The organism is Stenotrophomonas sp. 107298_Sma (genome assembly GCF_056480345.1).
This window is the reverse complement of the sequence record NZ_CM151094.1, coordinates 2,362,726-2,384,816: the sequence shown is the minus strand read 5'-3', so window position 1 is coordinate 2,384,816 and position 22,091 is coordinate 2,362,726. Positions and strand designations below refer to the sequence as shown.

Here is a 22,091-nt window from a genome sequence, read left to right as displayed (position 1 = left end):
ACTGCGTGACGGTGCGCATGGGGCGACGAAGGACGGTAGCCTGCTGGTGGCTTGCCAATGGCTGCCCATCCTTCAAGTAGCAATGCCTTGGGCGCATGCGCTGGCTAGGATTGTGCCGCGCTGAATCTGCTTCTGGCCGGCAGACGATCACCCTCGAAGTCGCAGGGCTAGGACAACTGATCTCAATCATGGAGGGATAGATGTGGCCTAACCCTTAACAACTCCGTGAGGGCGGCTTACATCGCATCCACAGTGATGCCATGAAGGATCATTGAAGCATGCTGGGACGCAAGTTTGTCCAGCGCAGGTGCATGCGGACTCGAGGTCCCGAACAGCTCGTGGAACAGCACACCCATTACGATCGGAGCCGTGATTGAAAAGGCCATGAGATTTGAGTCGCCGGCGCGGACGGTCCCCTTGGCCTGCGCCCGCTCGACAGCGCTTGCCACCAGCCGGATCATGCGAGATGCAACTTCGTCATGCCAGATCCTCGCAAGCTCAGGAAACATTCGGCTCTCCGATAGCACCATTCGCAATGCTGCAGACAAGCGGGCATCGCCACCTGATGAGACCGCTCGCTGGAGGAGCGTCGGGATTAGCTCCTCAATCGACCCGTCGAAGGTCGCCTGTGCCGTCTCAAGGCCTTCCAGATTTGTGGAGATCAACTGGCGCGCTGCGGCTCGAAACAGCTCTTCCTTGGTTTCAAAGTAGAGGTAGATCGTGCCCTTCGCGACTCGTGCGCGCTTCGCGATATCAGAGAGCTTTGCGGCAGCAAAGCCGTTCTCAAGGAAAACATCTACCGCAGCGTCTACAATCTCGAGCGGCCGCGCCTCCTTGCGACGACTCCACTTAGGTTGCATCTCGCTCACGTGCTCAATCTCTTGCCCATGCGGGAATCCCAATAGCGCTGCAGCTCGTCTAGGGACTGCGTTGGCTGTGCCAATCCCACCCAAGTGTCAGGCCGCAGAACGTAGACAGCGTCCTGCTGACGTCCAGCGCGGCCATGTTCTTCGTGCCAGGTAAACTCGCGAAGAGCCATGCCGCGGCTGTCGCACCAGCCCTTTAGTTCAGTACTGGCTCGTCCATAGACATGGACCTGCCAGCCGATTTGCTCTGAGATCGCGTAGTTGTCCTCACCACGCGTCTTCACCCAGGGCAGGCGATCGCCGCCTTCAATCTTTCCAGCCTTGCCCTGGCTCAAGGGGCTATGCGATCTACAGCATCATCATGATCAACGTTGTCTTCCACGTGATCCCGCTGATTCTCGGGGTCGGCTACGGCGCGGGAACGCTAACTGCGATCATCATCTTCATCCCCCTCTGCGCTTGGATGATCTACACATCCTTTGGCGCGGGTCGTATGAGCTATCGAGCACTAGCCCTTTTGGTTGGTGCGGGAGTGTTGTTCCATGCCCTACTCACTATTCCGATGATTCTCCTGCTGCAAGGTGCAATCTCAGAGACGTCCGTAGTCATGATTCAGGTAGCCAACCCCTTTGTGCTGATGGTCATCTTGTCGGCGGCGGAGCGCTCGCGCTTGAGCATGCCGGCAAGGCAGCGTCGGCCAAGTGCCTCTCGCTAGCTCGAGTCTTCTTCGGCGCCTAGTCAGACCTCCCATCCCGTCTCGCTCACGCAGCCGCTTCGGTGACCCCTGGCGGACAAGGCGGAGCAACTTTAATGGTGCCTGTCCCCGCCTGTGTTGAGGCGGGGTAGCAGCTTGCAATGGCGTTAGGGATTCTCGATGGGAGCCAGATCATTTGCCCCTATTGCTCGATGGAGGAGGGGGCTGGCTCGCTCCTATTGAGCCGACGCCTTGCCCGGGCCTTTGTATCTGCTCAGCCAATAGCTGTAAGGCGTGGGTAGCACGCTGGCTGGGAGCTCCTGGCCAAGCGCAATGGCCATTTGGTACGGATAGTGCGGATTGGATAGGTGGGCCCGCCCGATCATCACTAGGTCAACCTGACAGTCCGCTACAACGCGCTCGGCAGTCTGTGGATCATCGATGCACCAACCTGTGGCCACCGGAAGCCCAGTTTCATTAGCAAATCGCTCAGCAAGGGGTGCCAGGAACGCCTGTGTACCCCATGGGACGCGGCCACCAAGAGCACTGAAGCCAATGCTCACGTTGAGCAGATCAAGCCCCAACTCTCGCATTTCTTTGCCAATCTCAATGGAGTCGACCAGTGCTTGGCCATCGCGCGAGTTGTACTCCACAACTCCAAAGCGCGCGGTCAGCGGCAGATGCTCGGGCCAAACCTTACGGACGGCCGCCAATGTCTCCAGCAGGAAGCGTGCTCTGTTCTCCGCACTGCCACCGTAGCGATCCTCCCGCTTGTTGCTGTCGGGGCTGAAGAAGCTCTGCGCCAGATAGCCATGAGCGAAGTGAAGCTCCAGCCATTCAAATCCTGCAGCAAGCGCACGCTTGGCTGCAGCGACGAAATCCGCTTGAACGCGATGAATGTCCTCAACCGTCATCTCGTTGGGAACTCTATCGAGCGAGCCGCCAAAGGCGATCGGCGAGGGACCAAGGATCGCCCATCCTGCGGGATCATCGGCTGCGATGTGGTCATCGCCTTGCCATGGCCGATTTGCACTAGCCTTGCGCCCTGCGTGGCCGATCTGGATGCCAGCTACGGCACCGCCTTGCTTGATGGCAGAAGCGATGGCTGCCATTCCTGGAATTTGCTCATCACCCCACAGGCCAGCACATCCCGGGGTGATGCGTCCTTCCGGAGACACGGCGGTAGCCTCGACAATCACGAGCCCAGCGCCTCCGCGCGCAAGCGCGGCATAGTGGCTGAGATGCCAATCGTTGATACGGCCGTCCTCCGCACTGTACTGGCACATGGGCGGCACCGCGATACGATTCTTAAGAGTGACACCTTTGAGCTCGAATGGGCTAAACAGGGCAGACATAAACGGGGCTTTGGGGAGAGCAAGAGGAGCAAGCACGGGGATTTACTCCGGCTTAGGACGTTGACTTGGCGGCTCGAGCTGCTTCCACCAGGCCGTCCAGCCAATCCTGGTGACCATTGATCATTGGATTCGGCTTGGCCAGACGCAGGGCTTCTGCAGGCTGTCCCTTCTGCGTCTCCTGCGTGAGGATCCGCACTCGGCCACCATCAAGGTCTTCGACAATCCACGCATGATGAACGTCAAGTCGATCGGCAGACCCGGGCTCACCGGCCCAGCCATGCCAAGCGATCCGGCCCGGACCCTCGGAGGTAGGAGCCTCATGCTCGACGCATTGAGCCTCCACGGGGAAGCCAAAGGTTTCAAAGTAGAATCGATCCCCGTTTCGCAACAGAGGGCCGGCGCCATCGTGGAAGCGCACATTGGCTGAATTTCCGTAGTAGGTCGGCCACAGACGTGGCTCTTCAAGCAACGGCCAAACATCAGCTGCGGCAAGGCCGAGGACGATCAGCTCATTCGAGACAAAGTTTTCGGTGTAACCAGGAAGGTAGCCTTCCGGCCAACGAATGCCGTTCATTTTCATCATATGCTCCTTAGGGCTAGCGGCGCGGCTCGCCGATGAATCGTTAAAATTACGTTCGCCAGCTTCTAACTTGCAGACCTCTGACTTCTACAGCCGAGACACTTGCTCCGTACCGTCGTGTCTCAGTTTGGCGAGGACTGCCTGGCAGTCGAAAGCTGGCTGAGGGTGTGCGTGGAGCTAGACGTACGCGCCAGCTGAATACGTAAGCTCGTAGCTGTGGCTGTAGATCTCCAGGATGTTGCCCAGCGGATCCTCCATGTAAACCATCCGATAGGGCTTCTCCCCTGGGAAGTACTCTCGAACCGGCATTCGCTGCTTTCCACCAGCTGCCACAATCCGAGCGGCCAGGCCTTCAACGTCCGGATCCTGAATACAGAAGTGGAAGACGCCCGACTTCCAGTACTCGAAGTTGTTCGCGGGACGCTCGGCGTTATTGAACTGGAAGATTTCGACTCCAACCCGGTCACCAGTGGATAGATGTGCAATGCGGAAGCTGCCCCATCCAGGCCCAAACACATCCGTGCACATCACGCCAATTGCGCTTTCGTCTTCAGCAATCCTGGTCGGCGGCATGACGAGGTACCAGCCCAAGACTTCTGTATAGAAGGAAACCGCGGCATCGAGATCGGTAACAGACAGGCCGATGTGGGAGAAGGCGCGAGGGTAGGGAGGGGGTAGGGCAGGCACGGCACACCACTGAAGAGAGGGGTAGCCGCAAGATTAGACCCTGCAACTCAACCATGATCTGATCCATTTTTATCAGATTGATAAAATATTCTTATGCTGAATGAGCATTGGCTCCGATCCTTTCGGGCTATCGCAGAGGTCGGGAGCTTTACCAGGGCCGCAGGCCAGCTGCAGCTCACCCAGGCTGCGGTCAGTCAGCATGTACGTCATCTTGAGCAACAGCTGGGTGCCCTGTTTCTGCGCAGACCACGATTTATTGAGCTGACGCCGGCGGGAATGGCTCTATTGCAGTACTGCCAAGAGATGGATTCGGCCGATCGCCGGCTTCAAGCCAAGCTCGCGAGCGCGGACAGCGATCAGGGGGAGTTTGCGCTGATAACCCCCGGGAGTGTTGGCCTTGCTCTTTACCCGGTGTTGCTGGACTTCCAGCGCACCCATCCCGGCTTGATCATTCGTCATCGCTTCTCGCCGGACCCAGAAATCCTATCGGCGGTACTGGAGAAGAAGTACGAGGTGGGTCTACTTGCACTTCGGCCGGATGACCCTCGGCTGCGGGCTGAGCCCTTCACCGAGGAGGCGCTTGAGCTGGTAGTTCCGAGAGGTGCCTGCGCGGACAGCTGGGCGGATCTTCAAAAGTTGGGTTTCGTTGATCATCCAGATGGCCAGGCTATGGCCACCCGCCTTCTCGCCCGCAAGTTCCCAGGAAATCCAGGCGTACGCGCGCTTCCTATACACGGCTTCACCAATCAGGTTGCGCTCATCCTTGAGCCGGTATCGCTCGGGCTGGGATTCACTGTCATTCCGCGACACGCCCGTGAATCCTTCGCTCGGCAAGACGCAATTGAGGTGGTTGACTGTGGATCTCCGGTGGTTGACACCCTCTGGATGATCCATCGATCCGAATGGCCACTGTCTGGGCCAGCTAAATGGTTGACCCAACAGCTTCGAGGCCTGCCTCGATTCAGCGGGAGGAGGGCTCCACCTCTCGCTGGAGCGGACTGAGGCCCCTTCTATACTGGTCTGGGGTCCGGCCAGAGTGTCGCTTGAACATCTCACTGAAAGACGTTGAGTTTGCATAGCCCAGATCGTCTGCAATCTGCGTAATTGATCGGTCTGAACCCAAGGCATCAATTGCCCTCAGAAAACGAAGCCGACTGCGCCACTCTCCGAACCCCATCCCTAGCTCGCGCTTTGCCAAGCGCTCAAGTGATCGAACACTAATGTGGTGGCGCTCTGCGACCTCAAGTGCCGACGGAGAGTCCTGAAGGGAGGTCTCGGCATAGCTCAGAATCCGCTTTAGCACGTCACCGCTGGCCAGCGGCAGGAAGCTCGACATCACCGGCGCGGCCAGAATCAGGTCAAGGGCGACCGCGGAGAGTCGCCGGTCTTCTGGCTTAACGGCCTCGCCGATGTCACGACGGGCCAGTTCGTCCAAGATCTCCCTAAGCAACGAGCTAACCGCTAACGCAGTCGGAATGCTGGGCATCTGCGCCGACGCGCCGACCGAAAGGTATGCGGATCGATAAGCAACCGCACCACGGTTTCGGGATGAGTGGTGAACACCAGGCGGAATCCATATCGCATAGTGGGTAGGGGACACCATCCAGTCCTCGCCTACCTGTAACTCCATGACACCCTGCGCAACATAGTTGAACTGCCCCCACGGATGCACACGAGCATCCCAGTCGGAGGGAGGCAAAGTCCCTTGCCGAACGTAGATGTCTCCAGGGATGGAGCTGAACGAGGGGACGGGGTCCATTGCCATGTCGCATTCAAGATGAAGATTGGCGCAAATTATGGATGTAACGAAATTCCGCCAAGTCTACGCTACTGGCTGTTGATATCCAGTATCTGAGGATGCCATGTACTACCTGCTCCCCCTCCTGGCCTGCCTTCTCTGGGGCGCCAACACCATCGTTACAAAGCTCGCTGCAGGGACCGTCGGCCCGGTCGATATTAGCTTCTGGCGATGGCTTGCTGCGGCCATCATCTTGCTCCCATTCGCCCTGCCGCGCCTGAAGTCGAACCTAGCGGTCCTGAAAGCCAATTGGGCACGCTTCCTCGTGCTCGGTGCTTTGGGCGGTGTCATGTTCCAATGCCTGGCGTACTACGCCGCACATTTCACTTCTGCGACCAACATGGGCGTTATCCAGGCACTCATCCCGTTGATCGCTCTTGCCTTGTCGCGCATCTTCATGGGTCACGCAGTCCGCGGTGGCGCAGTGATTGGTTCGATCATCTCCTTGGTTGGGGTGATAGCGGTAGTGTCCCATGGTGACTTTGAAGCCTTGGTTTCCCATGGAATCAACAAAGGTGACGCCCTGATGCTGCTGGGCGCTTTGGCTTTTGCCACCTACAATTTGCTGATGCACAAGTGGCGCATTCCCGTAACGCTGATCGAATCCCTGTTTCTTCAAGCCATGTCTGCAACGATCCTGCTGCTACCTCTTTTCCTTGTCGCAGGCACTGGCGTCCAGGGTGGCGCAGCCATCGGCTGCATTGCATTCGCAGCAATCGGCGCTTCGATCATGGCACCGTTGGCATGGATGACCGGCCTGCATCGGCTGGGCTCTGCTCGCGTGGCCGGGTTCTTCAATCTCGTCCCGATCGTCACTGCATTGCTTGCGGTGGTGGTCCTCAAAGAGTCTCTGAGCACCTGGGTCGTGGGTGGCGGTTTGATGGCAGTATTTGGTGTGGTACTGGCGGAGTACGCAGCTCGCAAGAAGCCTGACGAGGTCATGGTCGTGGATGACACCTCGACCAAGCGCTGAAAGACAATTGCATAGCTGCAGTTCAAATGAAAACGGGCCGCTTGAGGCCCGTTCTCCTTGTTCGGGGAACGCTTCTTCGGCTAGCCAGGTTCAAAGGGCCCTCTCCTCAAGGTGAAGTTGCATCTAGACAGCGCTCTTCAGCTGAGTTGGGCACATGCCGGTTAGTCGGCGAAACATTGCAATAAAAGGGGAGGGGCCGCTATAGCCCAGCCGCTTGGCAACATCACCAACTTTGCAGTCGCTCTGGAGGAGAGGGAGGGACGCAGCAAGCTTCAGCCTCTGGCGCCACTCACAACATCCCAGGCCAGTAGCGGCAACCCAGCGTCTTGCAGGAGTCCGAGAGGATACGCCAGCAACTTCTGCCCATTGAACTAGTGACTGGCCACTTCCTGGATCGGCTTGTAGCGCATCGATGATGGGGGCTAACAAGCGCGAAAACGCCAAGAATGCGCGGCCAAAGCTTCTGTTCCGGTAACTCAGCGAATGACCGGGGATCACCCCAAAGCGGAAAGGCTAACAGTAGGAACCGGGGATGCTTCGCGGCCCAGCTGCGCATCTTGCGCTGCCGCCGCCAAGCGATAGCCTTTGCGTCTCGAAGCTTGTGTAGGGCGCAATCCTCCACGTCAGACAGTCGCGCCGAAAGGGTATAGGCCCCGCGACAAGCCCATCGGAGGCATTTAGGGGTTCGCTTTAGCGACCTGTGGAGCTGCTGTGGAGTGGGCCGGAGAAATGTCTTCACATCAACAACTGTAAAGACGTCGCTTCACCCGGATCTACACGAGGGTTCAGACCCCACGGTTCCACAAAACAGCCTAAAGTTTCGACCCGGCACGCCGAGGCCGATCTACGTCACGGATTTCCGGCAGGGCGTGCCCCTTCCATCCGGTTGGCCGTCTGTCACTGGCGTGTGCGCCTGGTCCCGACCGGCCGGCAAGAAGCGCGAACCTACCGCTACACCCTAAGGGGCTTTAGTCTTTGATTCGCTTCTCAAAGTTTGTGATCAACTTGCCCAGCGAAAGGCCTGTCAGGCGGGCGATATCTCTCAGCTCCACCACATCAACCCTTCTCTTGCCTGTTTCGACGTCGCTGATGAATGACTGGCTGCGGCCCAGCATGCTGGACACCTGGGCCTGGGTCAGACCGGCAGCTAGCCGCGCCTCGCGAACAGCCTCAATGAGGGCAGCGTACTCTTTTCGATGGATGGACTTCGACACGACCGCGCCTTGGCTGAGCGGCCTAGAAAGCTATATCCAGTTCTCCGATATCTAAAAACCAGATATTCTGTCTTCTTCATTGACAGGGGGACGCATGAGCGAACAGCCATACCGCTTCATCACCGCGGCCAGAAGCAGAGCAACACTGATCCTGGCAGCATCAGCACTGCTAGCTGCCTGCAGCGGTCCGACAGACAAGAAGATGGTTACGAATGGAACCCAGCAGCAATACCGGCAGTCAATTGACGCTATCGACGCGGAACTCAATGCCCACGAAAGAGCGGCCTTCAACTGGGCAGTCGCTGGGATGAACCTTGAAGAGGGTCGGCAGGGAATCATTACGTACAGGGCCAAAAGCTGCCTAAGCGACTGAATTTCAAAGTTGATTGCTCGTCTCTCGATCAGGTTCTCCCCATCTATGGGGTCTGTTCAAGCACCTTGGCTGTGTAGCTCAGCGGCGCCACTTCCCTTTCAAGATCCAGGTGGTAGTCGCCGAAGCGATTGATGTGGCTGGTCCGATAAGGCGACAGGCCGGCCAGGATCTCGGGCGTCAGTTCAATCCCCTCCTTCCTCATCTCGGCCAAGGTCCGGCTCATGCCTTCCACGTTGTGGAGGATGATCATGTTGGCCACCAGCTGGCTGTACTTGATGATCTTGCGCTGCTCGTGTTGGACGTTCTCAGCAATGATCCCCTGGCTGCCAAAGAACACCCATTTCACGAAGCCGTTGTATTCCTCGCTCTTGTTGGTGGCAGCATGGATCGTTTTGCGGATCTCATTGTCATCAATGTAGCGCAGCAAGAACAGCGTTCGAACGGCCTTGCCAAGTTCCCGGAAGGCGAAGTACAGCTTGTTCTTCCGGCTGTAGGTGCCCAGCCGGCGCAGGATCGAGGACGCGGTGATCTTGCCCAATCGGATTGAGATCACCACCCGCAGCATGTCGTGGAGATGGGTGGCGATCAGTTGCCAGTCGATGCTGTCCCCGAACAGTGCCTGGATGTTCTTATAAGCCCTACCCGGTTCGGGCCGAAAGAATGTCAGGTCCTTGATGTTCCGGATCCGGGGCATCAGCTGGATGCCCAGCATGTGGGCCAGGCCGAAGACCGGATAGCTTTGGGCCTGCGTGTCGCCATGGACGATCTCAGGCTGGATGTCGGAAGTGTTGGCCAACAGACCGTCGAGGATGTAGATGCCCTCGTGCACGCCACAGGGAATGAAGTGGCTGAACGGCGCTACGTATTTGTCGGACACGTGGCAGTAGCCGATGCCACCGTAGCCGCCGTAGCGGATGTGATACTCCGACAGCAGGTTGTCCTCGTAGACGCTCCACTTCGTGCCATCAGCTGATGCGCTCTTGCCGCTGCCCCAATAGCCAGGCAGGTCGAATCTGTTGTAGGTATTGATGACCTCCACGATGGCCTTCTCAAGCACATCCTCGGTCACGTATTTCAGGTTGAGCCAAGCGACTTGGCGCCGGCTGAAGCCCTTGATCGACCGCGCCGTCTGCGTCGGCCCCAGGTTGCAGCCATAGCAGAATAGCGTGGTGATCACACGTCGGGGCAGATCTTCGACCTGGCTCTCGGTGCCGGCGATCGGGCGGAAGAAACGGTGCAGATCCAGCCATTGGCTGGCATCGATCAGGACATCGACGATGCTGGATTCTGGAAGCCGTTCGGCGATGAGGCGATCCACCGTGGTAATCGCGCTGGAGACTTCGGCGCGTTGCCCCTTCCGCAGCACCAGGCGCCCATCCAGGATGTCCGCATGTACGTTCTCCGGGAAACGCGCGTCGACCTCATCGGCCAGGGAGGTCAGTTGTGCACGTAATCCCGCCACGAAAGACTCGGCGTCGGTGGGCAGGCCTGACACCTGGCCGTAGGCTTCCAGTTCCTGGGCCAAGGTGGCTTCATCGACCAGCTGCTCACGGTAGTCATCAAACCGTTCGCTGCTGGGAATGAAGAGATCTCCGGACTTCAGTTCGTCCTTGACCTGCACCAGCACGGCCAGCTCGAAGTACTTACGGTGCATCCAGCCGGCGCCGGCTGCACTGGCCCGCTTGCCGAACACGTGCTGACACCAGAGCTTGGACATCCAGTCAAAGTCCTTTTCCGGGTCCAAACCGAGGGAGGCGACCTCGATCAGCTCACGGCGCTGGTTGCGCAGCGAGAGCACCGCTGCGATCAGCGGCTCCATGCCGGCGTCGTGGCTGGTCGCCCGAAGTTTCATCAGCTCCAGCCCATTGAACAGCAGCGGCCTGACCGCGCCATAGGGCTGCAGCATGAAAGGCAGGTAGTTCTTCCCGGCGTAGGCCATATGTTCTTCGCATTCGGCCAGCAAGGTCGACACTTCCGCTTCCAGGCTGTTGTCGATGGCATCCACGCGCTGACTATCGCTGCCGTCTAGCTGATAGGCCTGCAGGATTTCCTTGAGCTGGCCGATGAGGAAGTCGGCCCGTTTGGCATGTTCGAGCTGGTAGGCCAGCAATTTCTGCTGGGCCGTGTTCTCCAGCCCGCGCACCTGCTTGATGAACAACTCGGCTGCATCATCCAGTGTCTTGGCATGCTGGGCGCGAATGAAGATGGTGGCCAGCGCATAGCGCTTGTCCGGAGCCAGTTCGGCCAGCTCGCTGGCGTCATAGGCCCGAGCCATTGCACGGAACTGCTTGAGCTTGGGCACCGGCACATCGATGGGAGGCAGCTGGTCGGCCAACTGCTGCAGCATGCGGATGTGCTGCAGGTAGAACCGAACTTCCTTGTTGGTGGGCCGGCCGGGCTCGCGCTTGAGTGATTGCCAGCCGGTGAACCTGGACCCTTCCGGTGCGCGCAGCAGTTCGTCGATGAGCGTGCGCGTGGCAGGCGTCAGCGCGTGGCTGATGCTGCGGTAGTAGCCCAGATTGACCCGCTCACGGGCGCCGATGGCGGCCAGCTCCAGAGTGCGGAAACCGGGCAGTTCGTAGCGATGGTGCACCAGCTCTTCGAGCAGGACGTTCACGATGTCCGGGATGGTGTGCTTGGTCTGGGCTGCTCCGGTGGCCACTGTGTCCAGCCAAGCCAAGCCCGATTTATCCAGGGGACGTACCCCGATGAATTGCCGAAGCTGCGGCATATGCCGGCGCTGGCTGCCGGAAGCGTCGTAGCGTTCGAGCTGGTCGGTGTCCAATACGCGCCCGAGTCGGGCGGCCTTGGCGATGTGCTTCCGGATCCGCTCGGGTACGTCGGCCAACAGCGTGAAGTAGCCCAAGCGTTGGAAGAGCTTGAGATGAATCAGTACCGCCAGCTGCGGACCCGGCTGGGTGGTCAGCTGCTTGGCGAATGCAATCTCAGCGGCGGTCGGGGTATAGATCTCCTCCAGTTCCTTGGCGGTGGGATCAGGCTTCAGTCGCGGGTAGGCGGTCTCGTGAAGGGTAGCCATTGGATCCGGAGGGTGTGAGGGGGATCAGTCCCAGTGCCGGCCGTCGTCTGTACTGAGCGACGCTTCCAGGAAGCACTGGTGCGTATCGGCCATGCGGTGCATGTCATCGAGCAACGTGGCCAGGATTTCATCCAGATCCCTTTCGGGATCGGTGGGAGCAGTCAACTGGTACTCGCTGCTGGCGGTGTTCAGGCGCACAGCCTGGAACGGGGCCAAGCAGATCTCTTCAATTCGGCCTCGGGCCTTGGCCGCGCCGCGGCCCGTGCGGGCAAACGGGGTCAGCACCATGCGCAGGCGCAGCTGCAGGGCCGATTTGCCCTCCGGCGCCGGCAGTGCCATCGCCGGTACCGGCACGGTTGGACTGGGCAGGCTTGCTTCAATGCGGTCCCGGGCAAACGGGTCACGCCCGTCCAGGTAACGCATGGCCGACTGCACATCGCGCCAGCCCACGTACTCCATCAAGGCCTTCATGTCCCAGCCTTGGTCGTTGGCCCAGCTGGCAAAGCCGCGGCGCAACGAATGGCTGCTGTGGAGCCCCGCATCGGCAAAGCCTGCACTGGTCAGCAACTCGCGCAGCAGGCGCACCAAGCTGTTGGGATGCAGGCCTTCGGCGCTCACCTGGCCCCATTGGTTGACTGCCCGAAACACCGGCCCTTCTTGCAGGTCGGCCGCCTGCAGCCACGCCTGGGTCGCCTCCACCGGACATAACCGCGACAGCGCCGGCACCTTGTAGGTGACGCCGGCTGCTTGGCGATCACCCTTGCTGCGTGGCAAGAAGCAGGTCATCCCCTGTCCCGGCACCAGCGTGAGATGGGCCACGTCCAGACGCAGCAGTTCATCGCCACGGAATCCCCGCCAGAACCCGAGCAGCACCAGCGCTCGGTCTCGTTGATGGCGCAGCGCCGCCGGCCCATCGCCCCGGGCATGTGCCGCAGCGATCGCCGCGGCCAGCCAGTCATCGAGCTCGACCAGCCGCCGAATCTGGAGCGGCGCGGCTTGCTTGACCTGGCCCGGGTGCAGGGTCTGGATGCCTTTGAGCACCTTGCGCACCAGCGGCGATCGGGTCGGGTCGACAAAGCCGTGGTCGCGGTGCCAAGAGGCGATGGCCGCCAGACGTTGGCGGAGGGTGCTGGTCGCCAAGGTCTGCGCATAAGCGGCCAGGTACCGGGCCACGCTGTCAGGTGTCGCTGGGAGGTGGCCTTGCCATTCAACCTCGAAGTGCCGCAGCGCCGACGCATAGCTGCGCACCGTGTTCTGGCGCGTGGCCGCATCGAGGTAGCGGTCCAGTTCGGTCACTGGCGCGTGGCCTCCACCGAGGTCGTCTGGCGCAGCGTCGACAGGATGGTGCATTCCGCCCGCTGCCCGCCATGGCAACTGGCAATCACCCGTTCCAGCTCGCTGGCCATGCGCTGCAGGTCGGCCATGCGGGCGCGCACGTCGGCCAGATGGCTGCGGGCCAACCGGTCCACGTCCCCGCACGAAAGCTCCTCATCGCCGGCCAGCTGCAGCAGGCTGCGGACCTCCTCCAGGCTGAAGCCCAGGTCCCGGCCACGCGCAATGAAGCGCAGCCGCTCGATGTCGGCCGGGCCATAGACCCGGTAGCCGTTGCCCGTGCGCCCCGGGCGCGGCAGCAACCCGATCCGCTCGTAATAGCGAATCGTCTCCAAGTGGCATCCGCTGGCGTCGGCAGCCTCACTGATTTTCATTCGTAGTACGCTTGACTCCGTAGTAGCTACGGACTTTACGCTGAACCCGTATCCGCCGCCACTCCGGCCGCGGCGCTGCATGTGACGACCATGCCACTGCCCATCGCCTTGATTCGCTACTGCCTGATTGCCTTGCTGATCGGCTGGGTTCTGCCCGCTTCTGCTCAGGCGGAGCCTGCCGCAGCAGACCTGCGCCAAACCTGGCAGATGCTCGATTACATCGCGGTCGACTACCCCGGCGCGGTCCAGGCCGGTCGCGTAATTGCCCCCAACGAATACGCCGAAATGAGCGAGTTTGCCGGCGCCGTGCGCAGTCAGCTGGCAGCATTGCCCAGTGGCCAGAACCAGCAGGAGCTGACGGCCCAGGCCGACCGCCTGGTCCAGGCGGTGGCAGAGAAGGCCGACCCGGCGCAAGTGGCAACGTTGGCGCGCGGGCTCGGCACGACGCTGTTGGCCCGCTACCCGATCGGCGCTGTTCCGGCGAGCGCGCCGAAGACCTCCCAGGCCGCGTCCATCTACAGCCAGCAGTGCGCGGCCTGTCACGGCCCCACAGGTCACGGTGATGGCCCCGCCGCGCAAGCGTTAAGTCCGCCGCCGATCGCGTTCACCGATGCCACTCGCGCCGCGCAGCGAACGCCGCTGTCGTTGTACGAGGTCATTTCCCAGGGTGTGCCGGGTACCGGCATGGTCAGCTTCTCTGGGCTGTCAGAAAGTGATCGCTGGGCGTTGGCATTCTATGTGGGCAGCTTGGGGTACTCCTCGCAAGCCAAGGCTCAAGGTGAGGCGTTATGGCGCACCAGTGCCGAGGCCCATACGCACATTCCCTCGCTCGAAGCGCTGACACGCACGCGAGAGGCCGATCTTGCCACCACGATGCCCGCCGATCAGGCAAACGCGATCATCGCCTACCTGCGTTCGCAGCCACAGGTAGTAAACGAAGCGGTACCAGGAGCCGATCGCTTTGCGGTGGCGCGGCAGCGACTGGCCGCCAGCCAGCGCGCTTACGCTGATGAGGACCTGGCTCAAGCCAAAAAGCTTGCGCTCTCGTCCTATCTGGATGGTGTAGAGCCGCTTGAACCCACGCTGGCCACGCGCAATCCGTCATTGCTGCGAGAGATCGAGACGGCCATGGCAGGCTACCGCGCGCAGCTGGATCAGCATGCGCCCGCGGCTGACGTTGCCGGGCAGGCAGCGCAAATTGCCCAGCTGTTTGATCGCGCGGACGTGGCGCTGCAGGACACCCGAATAGGCGCCAGCACCGCGTTTCTAGGCAGCTTTACCATCTTGGTACGCGAAGGACTGGAAGCGCTGCTGATCGTGATTGGTATCGTGGCGTTCTTGCGTAAAGCCGAGCGGTCTGATGTGTTGCCGTATGTGCATGCGGGTTGGATCTGCGCGTTGTTGGCAGGCGCAGCTACCTGGGCGGTGGCCACTTACTTTGTTGATATCAGCGGTGCGAACCGGGAAGTCACTGAGGGCGTCTCGGCCTTGTTCGCTGCCGCTGTCCTGCTCAGCGTAGGCATCTGGATGCACCAAAAGAGCCTTGCAGGGCGGTGGCAGGAGTACCTGCACGCCAAGCTGACGACTGCGCTGACACGGCGCTCGGCTGTTTTCCTGTTCATGCTGGCCTTTGTCGCGGTGTACCGCGAGGTGTTTGAGACGATCTTGTTCTACATCGCGATGTGGAGCGATCAGGCGTCCACCGCCATCCTCGCAGGCCTGGCGGCGGGAATCGCGGTGTTGGCTGCGGTGGCGTACTGGATGCTGCGCATGAGCAGGCGGCTGCCGATTGGCCGGTTCTTTTCGATCAGCTCGATTCTCATCGCGGTGATGGCGGTCATCCTGATCGGTAAAGGCGTGGCCGCGTTGCAGGAAGCGGGCTGGATCTCTCAAACACCGCTCGCGTTGCCGCGCATCGAGTGGATCGGCCTGTATCCCACCTGGCAGTCGCTGCTGGCGCAGGTATTGGTAGGCACCGCCGCCATCGTGGGGTTCCTCGCCAATGCCCGTTCCGGTGTGCGTAGACAGCCAGGCGCAAACAAGCAATGAAACAACACAGCAGAGGACCAAGACATGAGTGATTGCGGGTGCCACCACGAAGCCAAGAACAAGGAGGAGCGACGCATCCTCTGGATCGCCTTGGTCCTGAATGCAGCGATGGCCGTGATCGGCGGCATTGCCGGCTGGATTGCCCATTCCACCGGGCTGCTGGCTGACGCGCTGGACATGCTGTCTGACGCCACCGCCTATGCCATTGGCCTGGTCGCTATCGGGCGCACGGCGCGCTTCAAGGCCAACGCCGCGTGGGTCAGTGGCAGCGTGCTGCTGGTGCTGGGCGTAGGCGTGCTGGTCGAAGTCGGCCGCCGGGTGATGTACGGCGCCGAGCCGGTCAGCGGTTGGATGATCGGTACCGCTCTGGTCTCGCTGGCCGTGAACCTGAAGGTGCTCCGTATGCTCGCCCCCTTGAAGTCTGGCGAAGTGCATCTGCGAGCGACCTGGCTGTTTACCCGCGCCGATGTGGTGGCCAACGTTGGGGTGATTCTGGCCGGCCTGTTGGTGTGGTGGCTGGCCAGCCCCTACCCGGATTTCGTGATCGGCGCCCTGATCGGCCTGTATGTGATCAAGGAGGCTTTCGAGATCTTGGGTGATGCTCGCCGGGCGCGTGCCGACGCGCGCAAAACGCCTGCATGACAGCGCTTGGCCGGCTGAGCTGTGGCCTGCGCTGGCTGCTGCTGGCGCACTTGGCCGTGGGCCTTGTGACGCAGCCGGTGCTGGCAGTGGTTGGCGAGCTCCATGCTCAAACCCATCTGGCCGCGGCCGACCATGACCCGGCAGTGGCATCACCAGCTTCCGAGCGTGGCGTAGACGCCGCGCTGCACCGGCTACAGCAGCTGGTGCTGTGCTGTAGCCAGGCCGCGCCGGCTCCAGAAATAGTGTTGGCCATTGCTCATATCGGCCGGCATTGGCCGTCGGCGACAGCCCATGCGGACAGATATCGGCATGAGCACCTGCTCGCGCCGTTCCGGCCGCCGATCGCAGGGTGATGCGCGCCGGCGTGCGCCGGATCCCTGTTGGCTATCGAAAATTCTGGAGTACTTCATGCATGTGCGATTGGCGGCCCTGGCCGCGTGGCTACTGTTGAGCGCGGCGGCAACGCCGGCGACAGCAGAAGAGCTGATGACCTTGGACGACGCGTTTGCACGCGTGGCCCAAACCCACCCCGAGCTGCGCCTGGTCGATGCGCGAGCCACGGTGCTCGCTGCCGAGCGCGACCAGGCCGTGCAGCGGCCACCGTGGACGTTGGGGGCGGAGGTTGAAAATGCGCTGGGCACGGGCGCGGCCCGTGGCCTGGACAGCGCGGAGTTGACCTTGAGCCTGAGCTCGGTCCTGGAGCGCGGCGGCAAGCTCGACGCCCGCCGCACCTTGGCCCAAAGCCGGATTGATGCACTGGCCGTGCAGCGCGAGACCAGGCGGCTGGACCTGCTCGCCGAGACGGCGCAGCGCTATTTGGCCGTTGTCGGTGCCGACCGGCAACGCAGCCTGACGAACATGGATGTCGGCCAGCGCCAGCGGACCGTCGCCGCTGCCCGGCAGCGCCTGCAGGCTGGCGCGTCTCCCGAATCGGTGATGCTCACCGCACAAGCAGCACTGGCGAGAGCAGAGTTGACCCGTGATCGGGCCGAGCAGCAGCGCATTGCCGCCCGGCAGCACCTTGCTGCCCTCTGGGGCGAACGTGCTCCGAGCTTCGAGGTGGCCGCGGCGGATCCCATGACCCTGCCGGCGATCGCGTCCATGCAGTCGCTGGCCGAGGAATTGGAGCGCACTCCCGAGTTGGCGCAGTTTGCCGATGCCCGCCGGATCGCGCAGGCACGACTGCAGCTGGCGCGTTCGGCGGCCTCGCCGGACTTGTCGTGGCAGCTGGGCGTGCGCCGCCTGCAGGAGACTGACGACACCGCGCTGGTGGCCAGCCTGTCCATGCCACTGGGCAGCCGCAGCCGCGCGCAGCCGGAGATCCGCGCCGGCGAAGCCGAGCTGGAGGTTCTGACGATCGAGCGCGAGGCCAAGGGCCTGTCGCTGTATTCCACGCTGGTCGAAGCCCATGGTCGCTACACCGTGGCGCAGGCCGAGGTGGCACGGCTGCAAGGCGAGGTGCTGCCGAAGTTGGCCCGGGCTGAGAAGGCCGCCGAGCGCGCCTATCGCGCCGGCGCGATCAGCTACCTGGAATGGGCACAGCTGCAGTCCGAACGCACGGCCATGGCCCAGCAGCAGCTGGACGTGGCGCTCGATGCGCAGCGCGCCCTGATCGAAATTCAACGCCTGACCGGCCAAGCGCTTGTCGCGCCGCCGGCGGCTGCTTCCACCGGAGAGACCCCATGAATCGCTTTTCTTGGACCGCACTGGGCATGGCCCTGATGATGCTGGCCGCCTGCAACGCGTCGGCCCCCAACGAAGCGTCCGAAGGCGGCGCCGCCGCTGAGGGCGAAGAGCACGGCGAGCACGAGGAAGCGCCGCTGGAAACCAAGATTGCCGCCAAAGCTGCGCAGGCAGCGGGTATCCAGGTCGCACCGGCAGGCCCCGGTGAGATTGCTGACGAGCATGAGGTGCAAGGGCTGTTGACCCCGATTGACGGTCGCATCGCGCAGGTCACGGCACGCTTCCCCGGACCGGTCCGCTCCGTGCGTGCGGGCGTGGGTGATCAGGTACGGGCCGGCCAGGCACTGGCCACGGTAGAGAGCAACCTGAGCCTGACCACCTATACCGTCACCGCGCCGATCAGTGGCGTGGTCATGGCGCGCACGGCCGCCGTAGGCATGGCCGCCGCTGAGGGCGCGCCGCTGTTTGAGGTCGCCGACCTGTCCACGCTGTGGGTGGACCTGCACATCTTCGGCGCCGACGCCCAGCACATCGGTGCTGGCGTGCCGGTGACGGTTACCCGCTTGAGCGATGGCGTCACCGCACAGACCACCTTGGAGCGCGTCCTGCCCGGCACCGCCACCGCCAGCCAAAGCACCATTGCGCGCGGCACGGTGGCCAACACCGATGGCCTGTGGCGGCCGGGGTCGGCGGTCAAGGCGCGGGTCACCGTGGATCGCCAATCGGCAGCGTTGGTGGTGCCGATCACGGCGCTGCAGACCGCAGAAGACCAGGACGTGGTCTACGTGCAGCAGGGCGAAACCTACCACACCCGGCCGGTGAAGCTGGGGCGCCGCGACGCCGAACGCGCCGAAGTGCTGGAAGGCCTCAAGGCCGGTGAACAGGTGGTGGTGGCCCAAAGCTTCCTGATCAAGGCCGACATCGAAAAGTCCACCGTGGAAGAAGAATGAGGCCCGCCATGCTCGAACGCCTCATTGGGCTGTCCATCCGCCATCGCTGGCTGACGCTAGTGCTCACCGCTGCGCTGGTTGCGCTGGGCGTGTGGAGCTACCGTCACCTTTCCATTGACGCCACACCCGACATCACCAACGTCCAGGTCCAGATCAACACCCAGGCCCCGGGTTACTCGCCGCTGGAGGCCGAACAACGGGTCACCTTTGCCATCGAAACGGCCATGGCCGGTCTGCCCAAGCTGGACTACAGCCGCTCGCTGTCGCGCTACGGGCTTTCGCAGGTCACCGTCGTCTTCAAGGACGGCACCGACCTGTACTTTGCCCGCCAGCAGGTCGCCGAGCGCCTGCAGCAGATCGCCTCCCAGCTTCCCGAAGGGTTGGACCCGGAAATGGGGCCGATCTCCACCGGGTTGGGCGAGATCTTCATGTACACCGTGGAGGCCGAGCCCAACGCTCGCAAGCCCGACGGCACCCCGTACACGGCCACGGACCTGCGCACCCTGCAGGACTGGGTGATCCGGCCGCAGCTGCGCACCACGCCCGGCGTCACCGAGGTCAACACCATCGGCGGCTTCGAGCGGCAGATCCACATCACTCCCGATCCAGCTCAGTTGGTGGCGCTGGGCTTCACGTTGAACGACGTGGTCGCCGCGGTCATGCGCAACAACCAGAACATCGGCGCCGGCTACATCGAGCGCAACGGACAGCAGTTCCTGGTGCGCGTGCCGGGCCAGCTAGCCAATCTGGAGGCAATCGGCAACATCGTGCTGGACCGGCGCGATGGCGTGCCCATTCGGGTGCGCGACGTCGCTAGCGTGGGCGAAGGCAAGGAGCTGCGCACGGGCGCGGCCACCCAGAATGGCCACGAGGTCGTGGTCGGTACCGCCTTCATGTTGTTCGGCGCCAACAGCCGGGAAGTCTCCCAGGCGGCCGCGGCCAAGCTGGATGCCGCCAACGCCAGCCTGCCTGCCGGCGTCCATGCCAAGGCCGTCTATGACCGCACCGCGCTGGTGGATCGCACCATCGGCACGGTGTCCAAGAACCTGATCGAGGGCGCGCTGCTGGTGGTGGTGGTGCTGTTCCTGCTGCTGGGCAATGTGCGCGCCTCGTTGATCACCGCGGCGGTGATCCCGTTGGCGATGCTGTTCACCATCATCGGCATGGTGCGTGGCGGCGTGTCGGGCAACCTGATGAGCCTGGGCGCGCTGGACTTCGGCCTGATCGTGGACGGGGCGGTGATCATCATCGAGAACTGTCTGCGCCGGTTCGGCGAGGCGCAGCACGCGCTAGGCCGCCAGCTCAACGATGAAGAGCGCTATGACCTGACCGCCTCGGCCACCGCCGAGGTGATCCGTCCCAGCCTGTTTGGCCTGGGCATCATCGCCGCGGTCTACCTGCCGATCTTCTCGCTGTCCGGGGTAGAAGGAAAAATGTTCCACCCGATGGCGATCACGGTGGTGCTGGCCCTGACCGGCGCCATGGTGTTGTCGCTGACCTTCGTGCCGGCGGCGATCGCCAGCTTCCTGCGCGGCCGTGTGGCTGAGCACGACAACCGCCTGATGCGCTGGTCGCGTGCCCGTTATACGCCGCTGCTGGATTGGGCCCTGCGTCGGCGCGTGGTGGTGCTGGCCGGCGCGGCCGTGCTGGTGGTGGGCTGTGGCGTGCTGGCCACCCGCTTGGGTTCGGAGTTCGTGCCGAGCCTGGATGAGGGCGACATCACCTTGCAGCCCATGCGTATTCCCGGCACCAGCTTGGAGCAGTCGGTGGCCATGCAGGAAACGCTGGAGAAGCGCCTGGCCCAGTTCCCGGAGGTGGCCAACATCTTCTCAAAGATCGGCACCGCCGAGGTGGCCACCGATCCTATGCCGCCGTCGATGGCCGACACCTTCCTGATGCTCAAGCCCCGCGACCAGTGGCCCGACCCGCGCAAGCCCAAGGCCGAGCTGGTGGAAGAGCTGGAGGCGGCGGCCAAGGAAATCCCGGGCAGCAACTACGAGTTCACCCAGCCCATCCAGATGCGCACCAACGAGTTGATCTCCGGCGTCCGTTCGGACGTGGCGGTCAAGGTCTACGGCGACAACCTTGACCAGTTGACGCGCCTGGCCAGCCGGGTCGAGCGGGTCATGCGTAGCGTCCCCGGCGCCGAAGACGTCAAGGCCGAGCAGGTCTCCGGCCTGCCGCTGCTGACCATCACGCCAGATCCGGCGGCATTGGCACGGTATGGCCTGAACCCGGGCGATGTGCAGGAAACGGTGGCCACCGCCATTGGGGGCAGTGTTGCCGGCCAGTTGATCGAGGGCGACCGCCGCTTCGACCTGGTCGTGCGCCTGCCCGAAGCGCAGCGCCAAGACCCCGCTGTGCTGGCAGATCTGCCCATTCCGCTGCCGGCAAGCACCAGTGTCGATGAGTCCAGCCGTCTGGCCGCCGGCGCCAATGGGGGGCCTCGCACGGTGCCGCTGCGGGAAGTGGCGAAGATCCAGGTAGAGCGCGGGCCCAATCAGATCAACCGCGAGAACGGCAAGCGCCGCGTGGTGATCACCGCCAACGTGCGCGAGCGCGATCTGGGCGGGTTCGTCGGCGAGTTGCGCACACGCATCGGCCAGGATGTCGCGCTTCCAGAGGGCTACTGGATCGATTACGGCGGCACCTTCGAGCAGCTGATCTCGGCCACCCAACGCCTGGGCGTGGTCGTTCCGGTGACACTGGCGTTGATCTTCGCTCTGCTATTCATGGCCTTCGGCTCGGCCAAGGATGCGGCCATTGTGTTCAGTGGCGTGCCGCTGGCGCTGACCGGCGGTGTGCTGGCACTGGCTCTGCGCGGGATTCCGTTGTCGATCTCTGCCGGCGTGGGCTTCATCGCGCTGTCGGGCGTGGCCGTACTCAACGGGCTGGTCATGATCGCCTTCATCCGCCGTCTGCGCGAACAGGGCGATCCGCTAGACGACGCTGTGCGCGACGGCGCCCTTGGACGCCTGCGACCGGTGTTGATGACCGCCCTGGTAGCCTCGCTGGGCTTCCTACCCATGGCCTTGAATGTCGGTGCTGGCTCGGAAGTGCAGCGGCCGCTGGCCACTGTCGTCATCGGCGGCATCGTCTCATCCACCGCATTGACCTTGTTGGTGCTGCCGGTGCTCTATCGTTGGCTGCATCGCGACCGAGCTCCCCGCGCCGGTAGCACTGCTTTGGAGTCCCCATGAACGAGCTCAACCTGGAACAGGTCCGTGCGGCGATGTTTACCGACCCGGGCGTGAAAGCGGTGGACGACCTGCGCCTGGTCGCCGGTGAGCATGGCCGTGCGATCGCGGCCACCATCACGGTCGCGGCGCCCTCGGTCGACCTGGACCTGGTGCATGCTGTGATTGCCCAGGTCCTGGCCGATCAATTCGGCATCGATCAGATCATGCTGTGTTTCAACGACCCGGGCCCGGTACCGCCGCCGCCCACCGCGGCGCCGTTAAAGAAGATGTGATCGCAGCCCCTG

Annotated in this window: 22 protein-coding genes; 11 read left to right on the top strand and 11 right to left on the bottom strand. The window is 62.5% G+C overall.

Annotated features, from left to right (window positions below):
• Positions 1–236: 236 nt before the first annotated feature.
• Both ACZK2G_RS11190 and ACZK2G_RS11185 read right to left on the bottom strand, forming a co-directional pair.
• Entirely contained in the window at positions 237–860 is a 624-nt protein-coding gene (locus ACZK2G_RS11190; protein ID WP_208043166.1) for a TetR/AcrR family transcriptional regulator, read from the bottom strand.
• Between the two features lie 5 nt (positions 861–865).
• On the bottom strand, positions 866–1,201 hold the full coding sequence (locus ACZK2G_RS11185) for a hypothetical protein (protein WP_043033500.1): 336 nt from the start codon (positions 1,199–1,201) through the stop codon (positions 866–868).
• A 26-nt stretch (positions 1,202–1,227) separates the two neighbouring features.
• Here ACZK2G_RS11185 and ACZK2G_RS11180 point away from each other — a divergent pair, with 26 nt between their 5' ends.
• Positions 1,228–1,581, top strand: coding sequence for a hypothetical protein (locus ACZK2G_RS11180; protein ID WP_043033501.1), 354 nt, complete (start codon positions 1,228–1,230; stop codon positions 1,579–1,581).
• A gap of 215 nt (positions 1,582–1,796) precedes the next feature.
• Here ACZK2G_RS11180 and ACZK2G_RS11175 read toward each other — a convergent pair whose 3' ends face one another.
• The 3 genes from ACZK2G_RS11175 to ACZK2G_RS11165 form a co-directional block, all read right to left on the bottom strand.
• Positions 1,797–2,915, bottom strand: coding sequence for an NADH:flavin oxidoreductase/NADH oxidase (locus ACZK2G_RS11175; RefSeq protein WP_049402762.1), 1,119 nt, complete (start codon positions 2,913–2,915; stop codon positions 1,797–1,799).
• A 52-nt stretch (positions 2,916–2,967) separates the two neighbouring features.
• Positions 2,968–3,495, bottom strand: coding sequence for an SRPBCC family protein (locus ACZK2G_RS11170; RefSeq protein ID WP_223224789.1), 528 nt, complete (start codon positions 3,493–3,495; stop codon positions 2,968–2,970).
• 177 nt (positions 3,496–3,672) lie between these two features.
• Positions 3,673–4,182, bottom strand: a complete 510-nt coding sequence (locus ACZK2G_RS11165; protein WP_033836000.1) for a lactoylglutathione lyase family protein — start codon at positions 4,180–4,182, stop codon at positions 3,673–3,675.
• Between the two features lie 93 nt (positions 4,183–4,275).
• On the opposite strand from ACZK2G_RS11165, the gene ACZK2G_RS11160 reads away from it, so the two are divergent.
• A complete protein-coding gene (locus tag ACZK2G_RS11160; protein ID WP_033835999.1) occupies positions 4,276–5,184 on the top strand; it encodes a LysR family transcriptional regulator in 909 nt (302 codons plus the stop codon).
• Here the strand turns inward: ACZK2G_RS11160 and ACZK2G_RS11155 are convergent.
• Positions 5,144–5,947: an AraC family transcriptional regulator gene (locus ACZK2G_RS11155; RefSeq protein ID WP_043033503.1), complete on the bottom strand. Its 804-nt coding sequence runs from the start codon at positions 5,945–5,947 to the stop codon at positions 5,144–5,146. The genes ACZK2G_RS11160 and ACZK2G_RS11155 overlap by 41 nt on opposite strands.
• 97 nt (positions 5,948–6,044) lie before the next feature.
• On the opposite strand from ACZK2G_RS11155, the gene ACZK2G_RS11150 reads away from it, so the two are divergent.
• The gene (locus ACZK2G_RS11150) at positions 6,045–6,953 is read left to right on the top strand and encodes a DMT family transporter (protein WP_043033504.1); all 909 of its coding nucleotides are present in this window, start codon (positions 6,045–6,047) and stop codon (positions 6,951–6,953) included.
• A 123-nt stretch (positions 6,954–7,076) separates the two neighbouring features.
• Here the strand turns inward: ACZK2G_RS11150 and ACZK2G_RS11145 are convergent, their stop codons facing one another.
• Both ACZK2G_RS11145 and ACZK2G_RS11140 read right to left on the bottom strand, forming a co-directional pair.
• Positions 7,077–7,451 (bottom strand): helix-turn-helix domain-containing protein, encoded by a 375-nt coding sequence (locus ACZK2G_RS11145; protein WP_080334755.1) that lies wholly within the window; start codon positions 7,449–7,451, stop codon positions 7,077–7,079.
• 470 nt (positions 7,452–7,921) lie between these two features.
• Entirely contained in the window at positions 7,922–8,167 is a 246-nt protein-coding gene (locus tag ACZK2G_RS11140) for a helix-turn-helix domain-containing protein (protein ID WP_043033505.1), read from the bottom strand.
• A gap of 94 nt (positions 8,168–8,261) precedes the next feature.
• Here ACZK2G_RS11140 and ACZK2G_RS11135 point away from each other — a divergent pair, with 94 nt between their 5' ends.
• A complete protein-coding gene (locus ACZK2G_RS11135) occupies positions 8,262–8,540 on the top strand; it encodes a hypothetical protein (RefSeq protein WP_033835997.1) in 279 nt (92 codons plus the stop codon).
• Positions 8,541–8,583: 43 nt separating this feature from the next.
• Here the strand turns inward: ACZK2G_RS11135 and ACZK2G_RS11130 are convergent, their stop codons facing one another.
• Genes ACZK2G_RS11130 through ACZK2G_RS11120 form a run of 3 tightly spaced genes read right to left on the bottom strand, consistent with a single transcriptional unit; the run spans position 8,584 to position 13,283 of the window.
• The gene (locus ACZK2G_RS11130; protein WP_043033507.1) at positions 8,584–11,577 is read right to left on the bottom strand and encodes a Tn3 family transposase; all 2,994 of its coding nucleotides are present in this window, start codon (positions 11,575–11,577) and stop codon (positions 8,584–8,586) included.
• A gap of 24 nt (positions 11,578–11,601) precedes the next feature.
• Entirely contained in the window at positions 11,602–12,873 is a 1,272-nt protein-coding gene (locus ACZK2G_RS11125) for a site-specific integrase (RefSeq protein ID WP_005413373.1), read from the bottom strand.
• Positions 12,870–13,283, bottom strand: a complete 414-nt coding sequence (locus ACZK2G_RS11120) for a MerR family transcriptional regulator (protein WP_012480230.1) — start codon at positions 13,281–13,283, stop codon at positions 12,870–12,872. Before ACZK2G_RS11120 ends, ACZK2G_RS11125 begins: the two co-directional genes overlap by 4 nt.
• A 90-nt stretch (positions 13,284–13,373) precedes the next feature.
• On the opposite strand from ACZK2G_RS11120, the gene ACZK2G_RS11115 reads away from it, so the two are divergent.
• From ACZK2G_RS11115 to ACZK2G_RS11085, 7 genes are read left to right on the top strand one after another with little or no spacing between them, the layout of a single operon-like run.
• Complete coding sequence (locus tag ACZK2G_RS11115) at positions 13,374–15,332, top strand: cytochrome c/FTR1 family iron permease (protein ID WP_043033508.1); 1,959 nt, start codon at positions 13,374–13,376, stop codon at positions 15,330–15,332.
• Between the two features lie 24 nt (positions 15,333–15,356).
• Complete coding sequence (locus ACZK2G_RS11110) at positions 15,357–15,974, top strand: cation efflux transmembrane domain-containing protein (RefSeq protein ID WP_005413376.1); 618 nt, start codon at positions 15,357–15,359, stop codon at positions 15,972–15,974.
• Positions 15,971–16,327, top strand: coding sequence for a hypothetical protein (locus tag ACZK2G_RS11105; protein WP_012480228.1), 357 nt, complete (start codon positions 15,971–15,973; stop codon positions 16,325–16,327). Before ACZK2G_RS11110 ends, ACZK2G_RS11105 begins: the two co-directional genes overlap by 4 nt.
• 55 nt (positions 16,328–16,382) lie before the next feature.
• A complete protein-coding gene (locus tag ACZK2G_RS11100; RefSeq protein ID WP_043033510.1) occupies positions 16,383–17,660 on the top strand; it encodes a TolC family protein in 1,278 nt (425 codons plus the stop codon).
• Entirely contained in the window at positions 17,657–18,607 is a 951-nt protein-coding gene (locus ACZK2G_RS11095) for an efflux RND transporter periplasmic adaptor subunit (RefSeq protein WP_021201906.1), read from the top strand. The genes ACZK2G_RS11100 and ACZK2G_RS11095 overlap by 4 nt, the downstream gene beginning before the upstream one ends.
• Positions 18,608–18,615: 8 nt before the next feature.
• Complete coding sequence (locus tag ACZK2G_RS11090) at positions 18,616–21,807, top strand: efflux RND transporter permease subunit (RefSeq protein ID WP_049402758.1); 3,192 nt, start codon at positions 18,616–18,618, stop codon at positions 21,805–21,807.
• Positions 21,804–22,079 (top strand): hypothetical protein, encoded by a 276-nt coding sequence (locus tag ACZK2G_RS11085; protein WP_019184735.1) that lies wholly within the window; start codon positions 21,804–21,806, stop codon positions 22,077–22,079. The genes ACZK2G_RS11090 and ACZK2G_RS11085 overlap by 4 nt, the downstream gene beginning before the upstream one ends.
• The last annotated feature ends 12 nt before the right edge of the window (positions 22,080–22,091 follow it).

Coding starts and splice junctions, on each gene's coding strand:
- ACZK2G_RS11110 (WP_005413376.1), top strand. CDS start 15,357: ATGAGTGATTGCGGGTGCCACCACGAAGCCAAGAACAAGGAGGAGCGA.
- ACZK2G_RS11160 (WP_033835999.1), top strand. CDS start 4,276: ATGCTGAATGAGCATTGGCTCCGATCCTTTCGGGCTATCGCAGAGGTC.
- ACZK2G_RS11180 (WP_043033501.1), top strand. CDS start 1,228: ATGATCAACGTTGTCTTCCACGTGATCCCGCTGATTCTCGGGGTCGGC.
- ACZK2G_RS11085 (WP_019184735.1), top strand. CDS start 21,804: ATGAACGAGCTCAACCTGGAACAGGTCCGTGCGGCGATGTTTACCGAC.
- ACZK2G_RS11115 (WP_043033508.1), top strand. CDS start 13,374: ATGCCACTGCCCATCGCCTTGATTCGCTACTGCCTGATTGCCTTGCTG.
- ACZK2G_RS11135 (WP_033835997.1), top strand. CDS start 8,262: ATGAGCGAACAGCCATACCGCTTCATCACCGCGGCCAGAAGCAGAGCA.
- ACZK2G_RS11100 (WP_043033510.1), top strand. CDS start 16,383: ATGCATGTGCGATTGGCGGCCCTGGCCGCGTGGCTACTGTTGAGCGCG.
- ACZK2G_RS11175 (WP_049402762.1), bottom strand. CDS start 2,915: ATGTCTGCCCTGTTTAGCCCATTCGAGCTCAAAGGTGTCACTCTTAAG.
- ACZK2G_RS11150 (WP_043033504.1), top strand. CDS start 6,045: ATGTACTACCTGCTCCCCCTCCTGGCCTGCCTTCTCTGGGGCGCCAAC.
- ACZK2G_RS11130 (WP_043033507.1), bottom strand. CDS start 11,577: ATGGCTACCCTTCACGAGACCGCCTACCCGCGACTGAAGCCTGATCCC.
- ACZK2G_RS11155 (WP_043033503.1), bottom strand. CDS start 5,947: ATGGCAATGGACCCCGTCCCCTCGTTCAGCTCCATCCCTGGAGACATC.
- ACZK2G_RS11120 (WP_012480230.1), bottom strand. CDS start 13,283: ATGAAAATCAGTGAGGCTGCCGACGCCAGCGGATGCCACTTGGAGACG.
- ACZK2G_RS11190 (WP_208043166.1), bottom strand. CDS start 860: ATGCAACCTAAGTGGAGTCGTCGCAAGGAGGCGCGGCCGCTCGAGATT.
- ACZK2G_RS11095 (WP_021201906.1), top strand. CDS start 17,657: ATGAATCGCTTTTCTTGGACCGCACTGGGCATGGCCCTGATGATGCTG.
- ACZK2G_RS11105 (WP_012480228.1), top strand. CDS start 15,971: ATGACAGCGCTTGGCCGGCTGAGCTGTGGCCTGCGCTGGCTGCTGCTG.
- ACZK2G_RS11090 (WP_049402758.1), top strand. CDS start 18,616: ATGCTCGAACGCCTCATTGGGCTGTCCATCCGCCATCGCTGGCTGACG.
- ACZK2G_RS11170 (WP_223224789.1), bottom strand. CDS start 3,495: ATGAAAATGAACGGCATTCGTTGGCCGGAAGGCTACCTTCCTGGTTAC.